14 protein-coding genes are annotated in these 15,617 nt (G+C 47.5%); 10 read left to right on the plus strand and 4 right to left on the minus strand.

The genetic code is table 11. From position 1 onward, the window contains the following. Positions 1-341: 341 nt before the first annotated feature. On the plus strand, positions 342-2,138 hold the full coding sequence (locus F2B13_RS11090; RefSeq protein ID WP_149304182.1) for a ParB/RepB/Spo0J family partition protein: 1,797 nt from the start codon (positions 342-344) through the stop codon (positions 2,136-2,138). Positions 2,139-2,185: 47 nt separating this feature from the next. Here the strand turns inward: F2B13_RS11090 and F2B13_RS11095 are convergent, their stop codons facing one another. Continuing rightward, positions 2,186-2,944 carry an SOS response-associated peptidase gene (locus F2B13_RS11095; RefSeq protein ID WP_149304183.1) on the minus strand — a complete coding sequence of 253 codons (759 nt, stop codon included), beginning with the start codon at positions 2,942-2,944 and terminating at the stop codon, positions 2,186-2,188. Positions 2,945-3,063: 119 nt separating this feature from the next. Between F2B13_RS11095 and dinB the strand changes: the two genes are divergently transcribed. The 9 genes from dinB (at position 3,064) to F2B13_RS11140 (ending at position 13,257) form a co-directional block, all read left to right on the plus strand. Continuing rightward, entirely contained in the window at positions 3,064-4,278 is a 1,215-nt protein-coding gene (gene dinB, locus F2B13_RS11100) for a DNA polymerase IV (protein ID WP_149304184.1), read from the plus strand. Then, positions 4,278-7,259, plus strand: coding sequence for a DNA polymerase III subunit alpha (locus tag F2B13_RS11105; RefSeq protein WP_149304185.1), 2,982 nt, complete (start codon positions 4,278-4,280; stop codon positions 7,257-7,259). The genes dinB and F2B13_RS11105 overlap by 1 nt, the downstream gene beginning before the upstream one ends. A gap of 179 nt (positions 7,260-7,438) precedes the next feature. Next, on the plus strand, positions 7,439-7,999 hold the full coding sequence (locus F2B13_RS11110) for a hypothetical protein (protein ID WP_149304186.1): 561 nt from the start codon (positions 7,439-7,441) through the stop codon (positions 7,997-7,999). 604 nt (positions 8,000-8,603) lie between these two features. After that, on the plus strand, positions 8,604-8,945 hold the full coding sequence (locus F2B13_RS11115; protein ID WP_149304187.1) for a single-stranded DNA-binding protein: 342 nt from the start codon (positions 8,604-8,606) through the stop codon (positions 8,943-8,945). A gap of 61 nt (positions 8,946-9,006) precedes the next feature. Further along, positions 9,007-9,456 (plus strand): JAB domain-containing protein, encoded by a 450-nt coding sequence (locus F2B13_RS11120; protein WP_090294766.1) that lies wholly within the window; start codon positions 9,007-9,009, stop codon positions 9,454-9,456. Between the two features lie 141 nt (positions 9,457-9,597). Further along, on the plus strand, positions 9,598-9,795 hold the full coding sequence (locus tag F2B13_RS11125; protein ID WP_149304188.1) for a hypothetical protein: 198 nt from the start codon (positions 9,598-9,600) through the stop codon (positions 9,793-9,795). A 418-nt stretch (positions 9,796-10,213) separates the two neighbouring features. Further along, entirely contained in the window at positions 10,214-10,636 is a 423-nt protein-coding gene (locus tag F2B13_RS11130; RefSeq protein WP_149304189.1) for a BfmA/BtgA family mobilization protein, read from the plus strand. Positions 10,637-10,642: 6 nt separating this feature from the next. Next, the gene (mobB, locus tag F2B13_RS11135) at positions 10,643-11,671 is read left to right on the plus strand and encodes a MobB family relaxase (RefSeq protein WP_149304190.1); all 1,029 of its coding nucleotides are present in this window, start codon (positions 10,643-10,645) and stop codon (positions 11,669-11,671) included. Between the two features lie 11 nt (positions 11,672-11,682). Beyond that, positions 11,683-13,257, plus strand: coding sequence for a type IV secretory system conjugative DNA transfer family protein (locus F2B13_RS11140; RefSeq protein ID WP_149304191.1), 1,575 nt, complete (start codon positions 11,683-11,685; stop codon positions 13,255-13,257). Here the strand turns inward: F2B13_RS11140 and F2B13_RS11145 are convergent, their stop codons facing one another. Genes F2B13_RS11145 through F2B13_RS11155 form a run of 3 tightly spaced genes read right to left on the minus strand, consistent with a single transcriptional unit; the run spans position 13,258 to position 15,605 of the window. Continuing rightward, positions 13,258-14,064 (minus strand): DUF4138 domain-containing protein, encoded by an 807-nt coding sequence (locus tag F2B13_RS11145; RefSeq protein WP_149304192.1) that lies wholly within the window; start codon positions 14,062-14,064, stop codon positions 13,258-13,260. Between the two features lie 16 nt (positions 14,065-14,080). Further along, complete coding sequence (traM, locus tag F2B13_RS11150) at positions 14,081-14,998, minus strand: conjugative transposon protein TraM (protein ID WP_149304193.1); 918 nt, start codon at positions 14,996-14,998, stop codon at positions 14,081-14,083. Beyond that, positions 14,979-15,605 carry a conjugal transfer protein TraK gene (locus tag F2B13_RS11155; protein WP_149304194.1) on the minus strand — a complete coding sequence of 209 codons (627 nt, stop codon included), beginning with the start codon at positions 15,603-15,605 and terminating at the stop codon, positions 14,979-14,981. The genes traM and F2B13_RS11155 overlap by 20 nt, the downstream gene beginning before the upstream one ends. Positions 15,606-15,617: the final 12 nt, after the last annotated feature.

A 15,617-nucleotide genomic window follows, 5' to 3' on the forward strand; every position in this document is an offset into this window, starting at 1 on the left:
CAAACCGTCTTGTGGATTTTGTTGTAAGGTTTTACTTTATAAAGGGGGGATATAAATATACTTTCTTTTATCAAATGACCATCTATCTCCAAAAGGATAAGAAATGACTTTTTTAATGACTGACCTAGCTGGTAATTATTGGGTTGTGGGGGACTTTACTTTCCTGTGATAATTATTATCTAATCAATATTCCCGAAAGTTAAGCTCGCATAATTTTCTTGGACAAGGGACGGCATAAAGCCGTTTCGAGGGTCACTATTTATTCCGTTTCCTTGCCACTCCAAAATTTTGTCTTCCGCTTGGTCTACGCTCAAATATTGTTTAATAAAAATCCAAAAATCATGGAAGCACAAACAAAACAAAGAGCGACACGAAAAAGAAATGCGAAGCAATCTTCAAAACCAAAGCGACCCACACCGCAGAAGGAACAGAATTCCGTTCCACAGATCCAGATCTTGGAAATCGGTTCGGTTTCACCGGATCCGGTTCAGCCCCGAAAAACCTTTGATGCGCAAAGCTTGGAACATTTGGCACATAGCATTACTGAACATGGGGTATTACAGCCCATCACGGTCCGCAAATCCGATGATGGCTATATCATCGTCATGGGTGAACGGAGGTATCGGGCCAGTAAATTGGCAGGGTTGACCACTATCCCGGCCATGGTGAGGGACTATGTGGATACGGAAGTTCTGGAAGTGCAGATCATTGAGAACCTGCAACGCAAGGATGTGGAACCCACAGAGGAGGCCGAGGCCATCCAGTTTCTGTTGGACCGTTACGAACCCGGTGAGATTGCAAAGCGTTTGGGGCGTTCCGAGAACTATGTCCGCCAGCGCATTAAATTGGCCGGATTGATAGAGGGATTCAAGGCCTTTGTCCGTACTGGGGAGATGACCATCTCCCTTGCGGTGGCAGTGGCACTTTTTGAGCCTGATGAGCAGCAGATGATGTTGGACAGTCTGGAAGGGGATTTTCAGGGACATCGGATCAAACGGATGATAGAGAGCCGGACCTATGATTTGACCAAAGCCTGTTTTGATGTGACCGACAAGACCTTAGTGACCAAGGCAGGGGCATGTACTCTGTGTCCCTTCAATGCCGCAAACCAAGGGAACCTGTTCGGGGAAGGCAAGATGATCTGTACCCGGACATCCTGTTTTGAGAACAAAAAGACCAAAACCTTTATGCAACTCCTGAAAAGAGTAAAAAAAGAGGGATTGAAACTGGTACCCAACATCAGCAAATATTGGGTGGACGAGGAGCGGAACCAATGGGTCATGGCCCAAATGGAAAAAGAAGGTCTTGAGGTGCATTTGACCAATGAACTGGATATTTTAAAGCAGCCAATTGAGCCTACCTTGGAAAACATTAAAGAGGAGCACCGACACTATGAATACACAGAGGAAGAATTGGCTGAATTCCTTTCAGAGGCTTTAGAATCCTTTACTGAGAAAAAGGAGGCATGGGATAATGCCATCGATCATGGGTTTGAAAAGGGTATTCTATTGGAAACGGATACCTACTTGACACAGGCCATTTTTGTAAGGGTCAGGGAAGAAACCAATCAGGGAAGTTCAGGTGCCAAGTCCTTGGAGAAACGAAAGATGTCCGAGTGTACCCCAGGGGAACAAATCATCAAGATCAATGCTCGGGAAATGCGGAAAAAGCAGATTGAGAACAACAACCAGTTCAAGGAAGTCGTGGATATGGTCCGAGATACCGATTATATCAATCGTAAAAAACCGTTGTCCACGGACGAAATGGTGGCCATTTCCATCTCATTGTTCGAGAATAACATCGGATTTTATAGTCAAAGGGAACATTTTAAGGACTTCTTTGGGGATGATTCAAGGTTATCTCATGAAGAACTGGTGGCCCGGTTCAAAGAAAACTTCAAGAAAGAGACGTTGTACAAATTGCTCCGGTTCCTGTTGACCCGTCAGGTGCACCTCGGGGAGAGCAATCATACCAATGACTTGACCAACCGATCCTTTTATGTCGCAATGCAATCCTTCTACAATGATAAGATCTCGGTCATTGACGAAACCTATGCCGAAAGTCGGCAAAAGCGAGAAGCACGGATCAAGGAAAGGGTTACGGTCTTGGAACAGCAGGCCAAGGCGATTGAGGATTAGACGGTAGTATTGGAGGAGTCTGGGAACAGGCTCCTCTTTTTTTATGGTCACCCATAGGAAATGGAAACCTCTTCATAGTCCACTTTGTCAATGATTCCGGCATAGTTGGAATCCACACTTCTACTATATAGGTCCTTGGTGACTGGATAGGCTTCCAAATCCCCTTCCCAAAGATCGTCATCGATAAGATCTTGAACATCTGATTCATTGTTGCCGTTATGTAACCAAGCATCCAAGTTTTCGTCATCAATGATGACGGGTCGCCTTTTCTTTTCATTGTGGATCTCTTCAAACATAGGGGTGGCATCCTTGGTGAGGACAGCAAAGGTCCTCCGTCCATCGGCCGTGTTGGTATAGATACCCGCTAGGTATATGGGGTCACCATTCTTTCTATGGAAATAAAAGGGAACCTTAAAGTCTTTGCCCTTGACCTTCACTTTCGTATTGTGGGGCTCAAAGAAACCATCCACTGGAATGATGCACCGCTGGTTCTCCCAACAGTACCGGTACACGAAATGGTCAAAGAGCTTTTCGGATTTGGCATTGAGTCCTCCAAAGGTCTTCGGGTTCTTAAAATACTCCGTATAATTTTCCTGCTTTTCCTTAGGGGGCATGATGCCCCACATGGCAGGGAGCAGGTTGTTGGGCTCTTCTTGGCCCAAGGTCCACATCACAGGATGGCTCCAGCCGTTGGCGTGAAAATAAATGAGTTCCAGGTCGGTGTCAATATCACCGTACATGGCCTTGACGGATAGCAGTTTTTCCAGCTCCTTCCGTTCCCGGGTCTGTCTGGTCGAATAGCACATCTTGAGGTTGAATTATGCTGTATTAAGATAGTGAAAATTGTTAAAGTTTTGAAACAGCTCGTCCCTTTCCGTACATTTGGATATATTCCAAACAATAGGAAATAATCCAATATATTTTTATGAAACCCACCATTCTCCATCTCGATCTGGATACCTTCTTCGTCTCCTGTGAGCGGCTGCTGGACAGCCGTCTGACGAAGCGGCCCCTTTTGGTCGGAGGGTTGGGGGACAGAGGGGTGGTCGCGGCCTGTAGTTATGAGACCCGGCGCTTTGGGGTGCATTCAGGGATGTCCATGAAAGTGGCCCGTAGGTTGTGCCCAGAGGCCACGGTGATTAAGGGCAATGCGGGGACCTATATGAAGTTCTCGGACAATGTGACCGAGATCATCAAGGAGAGTGTCCCGGTCTTTGAAAAGGCAAGCGTGGATGAGTTTTATGCTGACCTTTCCGGTATGGACCGTTTTTTTGGCTGTTATAAGTACGCCTCGGAAATGCGGCAACGGATCTTAAGGGAAACGGGACTGCCCATTTCCTTTGGGCTTTCCCAGAACAAGGTGGTCTCCAAAGTGGCCACCGGGGAGGCCAAGCCCAACAACCAGATGAAGATCGACCTTGGACTTGAAAAGGAGTTTTTGGCGCCCCTGCACATCCGTAAACTGCCCTCGGTGGGGGAAAAGACCTATGGGCTTCTCTCCAATATGGGGGTGACCACCATACAGACCGTACAGGAACTGCCCTTGGAAATGCTCGAAAGTGCCTTTGGCCTGCATGGACGGACCATCTGGATGCGGGCCCAAGGGCTGGACAATTCCCCCTTGGTCCCATTTCATGAGCGGAAGTCCATTTCCACGGAACGGACCTATGGAAAGGATACCACCGATATGGTCAAATTGGAGACCACTTTGTTCGCCATGGCGGAGAACCTGGCCTACCAACTTCGAAGGGCCAATAAGATGACGGGTTGTGTGAGCGTCAAGATCCGATATAGTGATTTCAAGACCTATACGAAACAGAAACGGGTTCCCTATACTTCTGCGGACCATGTGTTGGTACCCTTGGTGAAGGAACTCTTTGCCTCCCTCTATGACCGTAGGATGTTGATTCGACTTGTGGGGGTCAACTACAGTCATATCGTTGGGGGACACTATCAGATAGACCTTTTTGCCGATGATGAAAAGCTGCTTAACCTCTACCAGGCCATGGACCGAGTAAGGAACCGCTTTGGGGAATCCAGTCTGATGCGGGCCTCGGCCATGGGAGCCCATAGTATAGGAAGGGGCGGAAACCCCTTTGATGGACAACCACCCATCTTATTGGCCCATAGACAGCAATAATGTACCTGAACTGCCATACATATTACTCTTTGAACTACGGGGTGCTCTCCGAAACCGAGCTTTTGGAGTTGGCCTGTTCCCATGGGGTGGAAACCTTGGCCCTGACCGACATCAACAACAGTTCGGCGGGCATGAACTTTGTTCGATTGGCCAATGAGCGGGGGATACGTCCCATTCTGGGCATCGATTTTCGGAACGGGAACGTACAGGAGTTTGTGGGACTGGCCCAAAACAATGAAGGGTTTCGTGAGATCAATGCCTTTCTATCCGAACACCTGCACAAAGGAACGCCTATTCCGACTGTGGCCCCAATTTTTGAACATGTCCATGTCATCTATCCCTTCGAGAAGATCCAAGAGGAGGAACGGACGGATTTTAGGGCCTATGAATATATTGGGGTCTCGGTGGAAGAACTCCGGAAATTGCGGTTCTCACTTTATCGCGAATTTAAGGATAGGTTGGTGTTGTTGCAGCCCGTGAGCTTTCGCAGTAAAAAGGATTTCAATACCCATCGGTTGCTTCGGGCCATAGGCTTGAACACACTGTTGAGCAAACTGCCCCAGTCCGAGGAGGCCAGACCGACCGATACCCTTCGGCCCATGGAGGAACTGAAAAAAGCCTTGGCCGATGTTCAACATATCTGGGAGAATACGCAGCGGTTGATGGATTCCTGCTCCATTGCCTTTGGGTTTGGAAGTGATAGGGTTTCCCAGAACCAGTCCCGTTTTTTGGAGTCCAAAGCATTGGATGTGGAACGGTTGCGGGAACTGGCATTGGATGGGCTGCCCAGACGCTATGCCCATCCCACGGAAAAGGTCAAGGAGCGGATGTTCCGGGAACTGCGTACCATTCAGGAACTGGACTTCGTGTCTTATTTTTTGATCAACCATGACATTGTCTCCTATGCCAAGTCCAAAGGGTATCCCTATGTGGGCAGGGGGAGCGGGGCCAACAGTCTGGTGGCCTATCTGATTGGAATCACCGATGTGGATCCCATTGAACTGGACCTGTATTTCGAACGGTTCATCAATCCCTTTCGGGCCTCGCCCCCAGATTTTGACATTGATTTTTCCACTTGGGACCGGGACGATGTCACGGCCTATATTTTTAAACGTTTTGAGCATGTGGCCCTATTGGGCACCTACAACACCTTTAAGTACCGGGCCGCTGTTCGGGAACTGGGCAAGGTGTTCGGTCTGCCCACCGAGGAAATTGATAAGCTCAGTTCAGGTCGGTACGAGCAGGGAGCCTTGGACGAACTGGCCCGGTTGGTACTGAAATACGCCACCTATATTCATGGCATGCCCAATTACATCAGTGTGCATTCCTCGGGGATCTTGATTTTGGACCGTTCCGAGCACTACTACTCAGCCACGACCCTGCCACCGAAAGGGTTCCCGACGGTACAGTTCGATATGATCATTGCCGAGGATGTGGGGCTGTTCAAGTTTGATATTTTGGGCCAACGGGGATTGGCCAAGATCAAGGAGGCGGTTGAGGTGATCAAGGGCAACCAACCCGATGCCATGCTTTGGGACATCAAGAGTGTGGAGGCGATGAAGCAGGATGCAAATATCAACCGGCTGTTGAGCCAGGGGAGGGCCATAGGGGCCTATTATGTGGAATCCCCTGCCATGCGGGGGCTGATGAAGAAACTACGGACCCATGACTATTTGGGACTGGTAGCGGCCAGTTCCGTAATCCGTCCAGGGGTGTCCTCTTCTGGAATGAAGGATGAATACATCCGTAGGGAGCGGGAACCGGAACGCCGCAAGGAGGCCAATCCCATCCTTTTGGAGATCATGCCGGAGACTCATGGGATCATGGTCTATCAAGAGGATGTGCTGAAAGTGGCCCACCTTTTTGCAGGACTTGACCTTGGGGAGGCCGATGTGCTGCGACGGGGGATGAGTGGAAAATTCCGTTCCCGAGAGGAATTTCAGGCAGTGAAACTCAAGTTTTTTGAAAACTGCAAGCAGCGAGGGCATGATGCCGCCCTGACCCAGATGGTTTGGGAACAGATTGAGAGTTTTGCTGGTTATGCCTTTGCCAAGGGACATTCCGCTTCCTATGCGGTGGAAAGCTACCAAAGCCTTTACCTAAAATGCTACTTCCCTTTGGAGTTTATGGTGGCCGTGCTCAACAATGGGGGAGGGTTCTACGATACCGAACTTTATGTGCATGAGATCAAGATGTGGGGCGGTGTCATCCATCCGCCATGTATCAACCGCAGTGACCATGTCAATACCATTTATGGAAAGCACATCTATTTGGGACTGGGACAGCTTCGGAGTCTGGAACGTTTGGTCATCCAACGCATTTTGAACGAAAGGCAACTCCATGGCAAGTTCAAGGATTTTGATGATTTCATTGATCGTGTCCCCATTGCCATTGAACAGTTGACCATCTTGGTGCGTATTGATGCCTTTCGTGACTTTGGGGTGCCCAAGAAACAAGTGCTTTGGCAGGCCGTGTTCAAGACCAAGGCCCATCGAAAGGATACGGTCCAGAAACTACTCTTTAAACCCAACCACAGGCATTTTACATTGCCAAATTTACCTTCCCATCCTATTGAGGATGCCTATGACCAAATGGAACTCTTAGGATTTCCGCTATGTGGGTATTACGAACTCATGGACGGCAAGGTAAGGAGCCGATTGACCGCCGGTGATTTTGAGGCCCATGTCAACCAAAAGATATGGATATATGGTTCCCTAGTGCATACCCGATTGAACACCACATCTAAAGGAGACACCATGCGCTTTACCACCATGCTCGATCTCGAAGGGCATTTTTTTGACTGTGTGCACTTTCCCCAAACCATGTTGTCCACACCCATTCATGGAAAGGGTATCTATCTATGCCACGGAACGGTGACCGAAGAGTTCGGTCATTTTAGTTTGGAGGTGATTTCGACCCTCAAGCAACCTTTAAAACCCGACCCAAGGCAGGTAGGTACGGGTGCACTGATGGCCAAATAATAGGGTGTGGAAGGTATTCCGATCAATACTGCCCAAAGATAAACCCGGAAAATATTTCTCGGACAAGGGACGGCATAAAACCGTTGCCGATGTCACTTTTTATTCCGTTTCCTTCCCACTCCAAAATTTTCCCTTGCGTTTGGCGGTCTGTCACTATTGTTCAATTTAAAACGCAGATCATGGAAAAACAAAACGTAGTGCAACTGGATTTTGGCTTTGACCTGGAGCCAGCGAAAACGTCAATTCCAAACCTAAGCCCCAAGTCTTTCAAAAAGGCCAAATCCGATTTTGTCCTTGACTTTATGGACCTATTGCAAAGTCCCATCATTGTGTATCCATCACAATGGCAGGATGCCGTTCCCAAAGACCTTTTAAACAATATCACCATGGCCCGGATGTTGACCCAGATGCGTGGGGAACAGATGGCCTCCTTGACAGAGGTAGTGGCCTACATGATGCCCAGGACCTTCGAATCTCCCATGCCCAGTGAATGGGTGAACATCTATACCTGGTGTGGGATGCAGTATGCCAAGACCTTTAAGAAGGATGCACAAATCGAGGCCATGGAGGAAGTGGCTCCCAAACAACTGTCCGAATATGAGATGGGTCTTTTGAAAAGGTTAAGGGTCTGGATCTATGAGAAACGGAGACAAGCCTTAAAGGACAGTATGAAAACTTCAATGCCCAAGTTGGGCGGATCTTCCACTAACGATCAACGAGAGCTGTTCCAGAAAGACTAAAAAGAAACCAAGTTCTAGGATTACTGACCCATTACTATCACAATAGTTGATGTATTGTCATTTGGCCAATATGGAAGTCGTCCAAACGGATTTTTGGTGCGTCCTTCCTTTGCAAACCCTTCTTGGGGCTTTGCCGGGAAAGGACGCAAATCCGTCCGTCCGCCCATCAAATTTTAAGGGGTCCATAATAAAAGAAGCCCTGGTTGTTTTTCGGGGCATCGAAAAACAGGGCAGTGCCCAAGGACTTCCAATCAGGACACCATCGCCCTCGGTCGCTTAACTTCCCGTACACTCCCTTGCCAATGGGTCGGATGGAATTCCTAAGGCCCTCATAGAACCTGTCAAGGCCAAGACAGGTTTTGTCCACAAATAGGGTTTCCACTTCCTTGAAAATCCTAGGATTTTGCTACGTCGCGGAGCCTCCCGATTTCCGTCCAAAAGCCTTGACAGAACCCCCTTCTTTTATTGTGCTACGCACGTAAGAAGCAAACAAACGCCCCTTAAAATTTGGGAAACAATGACCAAAAAAATAGAGGGGGAATTTTAACCCTGTTTGCCAATCTATCCAATAAAGGAAGACGGCAGGCTTTTAAAACTTTTTATCATGAGTACATTGAGAAACAAAGTGCAACTTATCGGAAACGTGGGGCAGGATCCCACCATCACAGACCTTGACAAAGGCAAACGTGTGGCACGGTTCACTATGGCCACCAATGAACATTACAAGAACTCCGAAGGGGAACGGGTGACCAACACCGAATGGCACACGATTATCGCATGGGGGAAACTGGCCGACATCATCGAAGGTTTTGTGACCAAGGGCAAGGAAGTTGCCATCGAAGGGAAATTGACCTCCCGATCCTATGAGGACAAAGAGGGCAATAAAAAGTATGTGACCGAAGTGGTGGCCAGTGAAATCCTATTGTTGGGCGGTAACAACGATTGATGGAATAGGGGTGTCCAACTATTGGGCATCCCTTTCTTTTTTCATCTTTAAAACATATGAAATGGAACACCGTGTCAATGAAATACAGATCAGTTATAGGGAAAAGCTCAGCACGCTGAAATCCCTTTCCGTGACCAATTCCAACGAGGTGGCGAATCTATTGTTCCAAAATTGGGACAACAAGACCATAGGCCTGCATGAAACCTTTAAAATCGTGCTGCTCAACCAGTCCAACAAGGTAAAGGGCATTTACCCCTTATCCCATGGAGGCATCACGGGAACCTTGGTAGATCTGCGCATCCTTTTTGCCATTACGCTAAAGACCCTATCCGTGGGGATCATACTCGCCCATAACCATCCTTCTGGACAACTCAAGGCCAGTTATCAGGACAAACAATTGACCCAAAAGATCAAAGAGGCGGCGCAGCTTTTTGATGTCAAGATTTTGGATCATATCATCCTTGCCCCTGATGGACGATACTACAGTTTTGCAGATAATGGAATCTTATAATCCAATGTTCATGGAAGCGAATATGGAAATGACCGATCTTGAAATGGGGTCGGAACTGCAACAAAATCTTGGGGATTATCCCGATGGATTTGATCCTAGTCTTTACGATTTGTGAACAATGAATATCCTAAGCATTGAATTATGGTCTATTTGAATTTTACAAACCTTGATAGCGAAACCCAGGAACGTTTGCTTTCCGATTCCAAAGAAGATGTGGAAAGTCGTTCCGGGACCGAATTGCGCCAATTTGCAAAAATCCATGATAAGGACTATGAAGCCCTCTTGGAAGATGAAGCGATGCGAAATCTATACAATTATGATTTTGTATTCAATATGTGAACCTTAATACACACCATCGAAGCCCATCCATTATGATGGGCTTTTTTTATGTTCAACGTATTAAATTCCATAAATTTAGGGTATTGGTAAACACCATAATTTGAGTGCGGCAATCCATTTGATCTGCCCCGGCAGACAGGTTTGACTTTCCCTAAGTCCGTACCCATCAATTTGACATGTACATAAAAAGGCAACCGGCCTAGGCCAAGTTGTTCGAGTTTTTGGTCCCGCATCGCGGGACTAAGGAGAAGCAAGAGGGTAACAGGCTGACGCCATGTTACAGGTTTGCGGTTTTTGTCAAAACATTGATTTATAGCTGATTGTATAATTTTTGCAACTAATTTTTGGGGAGTTGCTGTGCATTTTTCACGGAAAAACACCGCCAGCCCCCTAAAACTGGCAAATTTTTCACGGAAAAATGGATAAAGGATATGAAAAGGAACGGTTTGAGAGCTTGAGCATCAAAACATCGATTGCCCAGAAATTCAAGAAATTCAGTAAGCGGATGGGCGCTTCCCAATCCATGACCTTGTTGTTGATGTTGGACTTTTTCGAGGCCAATGGGATATCCCCAAAAGAATCCCTGGGACCCCATATCCATACCTTGGAGAGCCTGATCAAAAAACGAATCAATGCGGTGATGGCCGTGATCAAGGACATCGAAAAGAACCAGACCAAACCCACCGCAGCCATGATGCATGCCCTCTTTGAAGGAGAGGACCCTTCCGAAAAGAAGCCCCTGTTGACGGAACGCAAGCAAACGGCCAAGACCCTGGAATCCGAACTGCAGAACTGGATAAAGAAGAAGGAGGCACAAAAACACCAAGAACCTAAAAAATGAATCGCTATGTATATCACCATCACCCCACAGCAAACCAAGGGTAATTTCAGCCAAAGTGCGGCGGATTATGTGGCCTATCTGGAAAAGGAAAACGAGTCCCTTTCCCTTCCTGAACAGGAACACTTTTTCAATCAGCACGGGGATAAGATCACCGCCGAAAAGGTCATATCGGAAATCGATGGCAATACCAAAAAACTCAGCAAGCACGAACCCAAGTTCTATGCCATTACGGTCAGTCCGAGCCAAGCGGAACTGAGGCGGTTAAAGGACCATTCCAAGGACCTGAAGGCCTATACCCGGGAACTGATGAAGGTCTATGCCCAATCCTTCCATCGGGAAATCCATGGTCGGGCACCCAACGTGAATGACATAAAATACTTTGCCAAAGTGGAACACCAACGCTATTACAAGGGCAAGGATCGAGAGGTCAGGGAGAACCAGCCCATGGCCTCAAAGATTCTGGAACTTCAACATCAAAAACGCAGGATAGTGCGAGGGGAGGAAACAGGTAATCTAGAGCAGATCAAAGAAAAGATATCCGAATTGGAACAATCCGCTCCGCACCAACTGGACGGCAAACGTATTGTCCAGGGGATGGCCAAACCGGGCCACCAGACCCATGTGCACCTTATTGTCAGCCGAAGGGATGCCAGTAACTCCGTCAGCCTTTCCCCAGGGAGCAAGTACCGGGCATCGGAAGTGATGCTCCACGGAAAGATGGTCAAACGGGGTTTTGATAGGGACCAGTTTTTTACCCAAGCGGAGAAAGTATTCGATGCAAAATTTGAATACCAACGGAATTTTGTGGAATACTACCCGTCTCGGAAACTGATGGTACAGAACCCAAAACTGTACTACAGTACCATCTTAGGGTTGCCGACCAATGAAAAGGCCCTTGCCCTTAAGTTGCTGGGCAAATCAGGTGTCCATCTCCCACAGATTCCGACCAACAAGGTACAGCTGGCCCTAAAGACCATCAAGGCCCTGAAGCGGGGCGTGGACGTGGCCATTAAATCAGGATCGATCGGTATTTAAATACATGGCTTATGGAAGTAGAATGGAACATACTTATTGCAATCACAGTCGTGGGGGCTTTGCTTTCACTTGCACTTTATCGCTGGATACGGTTTGCTTTGGGAATCGGTTTGTTGTTCATGGTCTGCTTGGGCATATGTCTTTATGTTTTTGCAGGATTCCCTGGACCGCAGTTGATTCTGGGATGGGTCTGTCCACTGCTTTTGATCAATGTGGTAGGTTATGTCTTTGTAAAGCCGGAAGCCCTTACGATCAAACCCACTCCTTTTCTGGTCAATATACCCTTGCAAAAGGGAAAACTCGTTTTGCAGAACATCCGTAGGGGCATCTCCATCATAGGGGCCGCGGGCAGTGGCAAAACGGAAAGTGTGGTTGCACCCCTGTTGGACCATTTTGTCCAAAACGGGTTTTCAGGGGTCATCCATGATTACAAGGATTTTGAGCTTACCGAAATCGCCTATCCCTTGATTGATGCTGAAAAGGTGGACTTTTACCCCGTCGGTTTTGATCCCATCCATTACCGGGTCAATCCCATTGCTCCCCGGTATATGGACTCGGAGGAAAGTGTCAATGAACTCTCCCGTGTATTGGTCGAAAACCTTTTGGAACAAAAGGAATCCGGTGCTACGGGCAGCGGCAAGTTTTTTACCGATGCAGTGGAGGGACTGTTGGGCGGGATGATCTGGAAACTGAAATCGGACTATCCTGACTATTGTACCCTGCCCCATTTGATGGCCCTTTACCAATATCTGGACATGGAAAGTCTGGAAGCCTTTCTCAAGGGAAACCATACGGCCAAGGCTATGGCCGATGCCTTTGTCAATGGCATCAAGTCGGAACGCCAGACCGCCGGGGTCCGCAGTACGCTCTCCAATGCCCTGAAGAAAATCTCAACCCAACGGAATTTTTATGTGCTTTCAGCGGATGAAGTACCCCTTGATATTAAGGAACAAAAACGTCCCGTTATCGTTTCCGTGGTCAACAATCCCAAGTATGAAACGGCCTATAGTCCTGCTATTGCCACCATCATCCATACCTTGACCAAACAGATGGCCATACGCAACGCCAAGCCATCCTTTCTCTTGATGGAGGAGGCACCGACCTTACGGCTATTGAATATGCATCGCATCCCAGCTACCTTAAGGAGTTATGATATTGCCACGGTATATGTGATGCAGGACAAGGTACAGAACGATATCCTCTATGGGGACAAGGCCAGTCGTGCCATTTTAAGTAACCTATCCTACCAGTTTTTTGGGAAGGTGAACGACCCAGAGACGGCCAAATACTATGAGCGGTTTTTTGAACTCGTAAAGAAACCCACCACCAGCATCAATCGTAGCCATACCATTAATTTTGATACCCGTGTGACCACAGGCGAACGGGAGGTGAGCAAAATACGGGCCGATGTGTTCTTTCGGTTGCAACAAGGGGAATTCATTGCCTTTGCGGATGGGAAGGAAAAAAAGGTGCAGTTCAAAAGGCCCCAGCTCCAAAAGGGGTTACCTGAACCACCTAAGGATATAGATTTGGAGGGGAACTTTTATCGCATCCATGCGGAAATCAGGGCCCTGTTCGGGAAATGATCAGCGTAGTTTTAAGGTAAGGTTTCGGCTTCCTTTGGCCTCCAATACCTTTACTTGTAGGCGTTCCTCCGAGTTCAAGGTAAACTTGGGATAGACCATCACAAAGCGAACCGAACTATTTTTGCTTATTCGTTTGGGCATTTGGAATTCGAAGAGGGGAGTTATGGGCAATTCCTGATAAGAGGCTTTCCGTTTTGGGGTACCCAATACCTTGGATAATTGGAACTGCCCAAGTGCATAGGGAATAGTGGAACGATTCTTCAATTCATAAACCATAAAGACATGGTCATCATGGTATACGCGTTGCATGAGTTTGACCTGAATGCCTTTTTGATGTTTGCTGTGGCGGGTGGATGATTTTTTGTGAAGCAATTGAGTACAGAAAAGTGTAAAGTGTTCTTCTTTGGTAGAATCGGTTTTCTTTATAGAATCTTGGGCAGAGGTACCATTGGAAGAATGTTGAAAAGGGTCTTTTAAGCATTGTTCCGGGGCTATGAAATAATGCAATTGGGAGAGGTCTTCCCGATAGGCGAGGATGAAGGTGTAGAGGTCTCCTGAGGTGGTCCGCACCAATAGATTGCTTTCTTTGTCTTTTTCTGCCTGCAGCAATCCCAAGTTGTCCGCTTGTTCCCTATTGAAATTGAAGGCAAAGTTAGGGGAACCGGTTATGCCCGTTTGGATGGGATCCGTAAAGGAAAGGGCCACCACCTGATGGTCGTTGGCATAGATGGTGTCCAAGGTTTGACCTAGGGCTTGGATAGAGAAAAGGAGACATGAGATGATGGGGAAAAGGATATGATTTTTCATGGTTTTGCTTTTTATGTTACTGTTTTGGTTTTAGAAGCAGGCGATGACCATCCAAAACGGTTACTTTCTGCTTGCGATGGCTGCGTTGGAAAACACTTTTTAGGCCCCTTACTTGGGGCAAACCGGCAATATTGATATCCTGTACCATATCGTCCATGACCTCTTGGGCTGCTTCCTCCCGCAGGGAGTTTTCCAAATAGAGGCCTGGAAGGCCATCCTGGAGTTCAAAGGCTTCCCATTGCAAGGGAACATGGTCAATTTGGGTGATGTTCAGGATGGTCCGATTGGGTCGGAAACGCACGGTGCCGAACAAAGTCGAGTATTTGGGAAATCTTTGGCCGTTGATCATGGTAGGTTCCACTAAGCGCAACCGGATGCGGCTGTTTTTTCGTAAGACCTGTTTGCCGTCCACTTCAACCAAAATACCTTTAGTAGTCTCACTTTCCGGAACCTTAGGATGGGAGGCAAAGAACAATTGATGTTCCAAGGCCAGTTCGGTAGCACTTATGGAATTGTCTTTTAATGGCTCTTTGATAGGTTTTTGTTCTGTTTCGGGTTCCTTGTTCGGTTTTGTATCCAATGCTTGCACAGGTTTACTATGTGGGGCCAAATTGCCCGTACTGTAGACACTATCGATGATACGATGTTTCTCATATTCCATATAGTCCGGATTGAAATAGCCCTTGTCATCGACCATATGATCGGGATAAATCTGGGGAGGGGTGGACTCGCGCTCCTCCTTGAGGGCATCCAGGGCCTCCATCTTGGATTCATACACTTTTTGGTTTTCCTCCAGATCGGGCATCGGAATGCGGTCTGGTTTCAGTTCGGTTTTCTTGTCCTTACCAAGAGTGAAGATGGAATAGGCCACGATAAAAAGGACTACCCCTACCAGGACCAATACAAATACAATCTTATTCTTCTGTGGTTTCATAGTCTTCTATTTTACGGAGGGAGTTTTCAAAAAAATCAGTAATCAACAACCCATGGGGGTTGTGGGGGAAATGGCGGGCCACTTGGATGAGTTTGCCCGTGGTAACCAACTCATAGGTGTCGGTAACAGCAACCCGATTGATGCGGATCACGGTACGGGTCTGGAAGGCATAGGGTTCCTGGGTCATATCGATCTGGGATTCGATGCGTTCCACCTGTTGGACCAAGGAATATTGCAACAATCGGTTATAGAAGCCATCGGCCTTTTTTTGCCGGTATACGGCATCCACGGAAGCATTGCCCAACCATAGGGCCTTTTCCATGTTTTTTTCATAGCTGTTGGCCTCCACGCCGTAGAACCAGTTATGGAACTGCTCTAAATGCGCGAGGGCCTCAACTTCTAAGCTTTCGCGTTGGGAAGTCAGTTGAAGGGGAATGACAGTTCCACTGGAACTCACCACAAAAGCCTTTTCCTGGCTTTCCCTGTGTATCTTGACAACCAGTGTGACTGATATGATACAGACCAACCCTGTCATGATGACCAAGGCCAAGACCACAAATCGGTTCAGCTGTAAAACCTGTTGGATGTTTTTAAAAGGTGTTTTCATTTTGATAGGGAT

Origin of the sequence: Pareuzebyella sediminis (assembly GCF_008367235.1) — a bacterium.
Lineage (GTDB): Bacteria > Bacteroidota > Bacteroidia > Flavobacteriales > Flavobacteriaceae > Pareuzebyella > Pareuzebyella sediminis.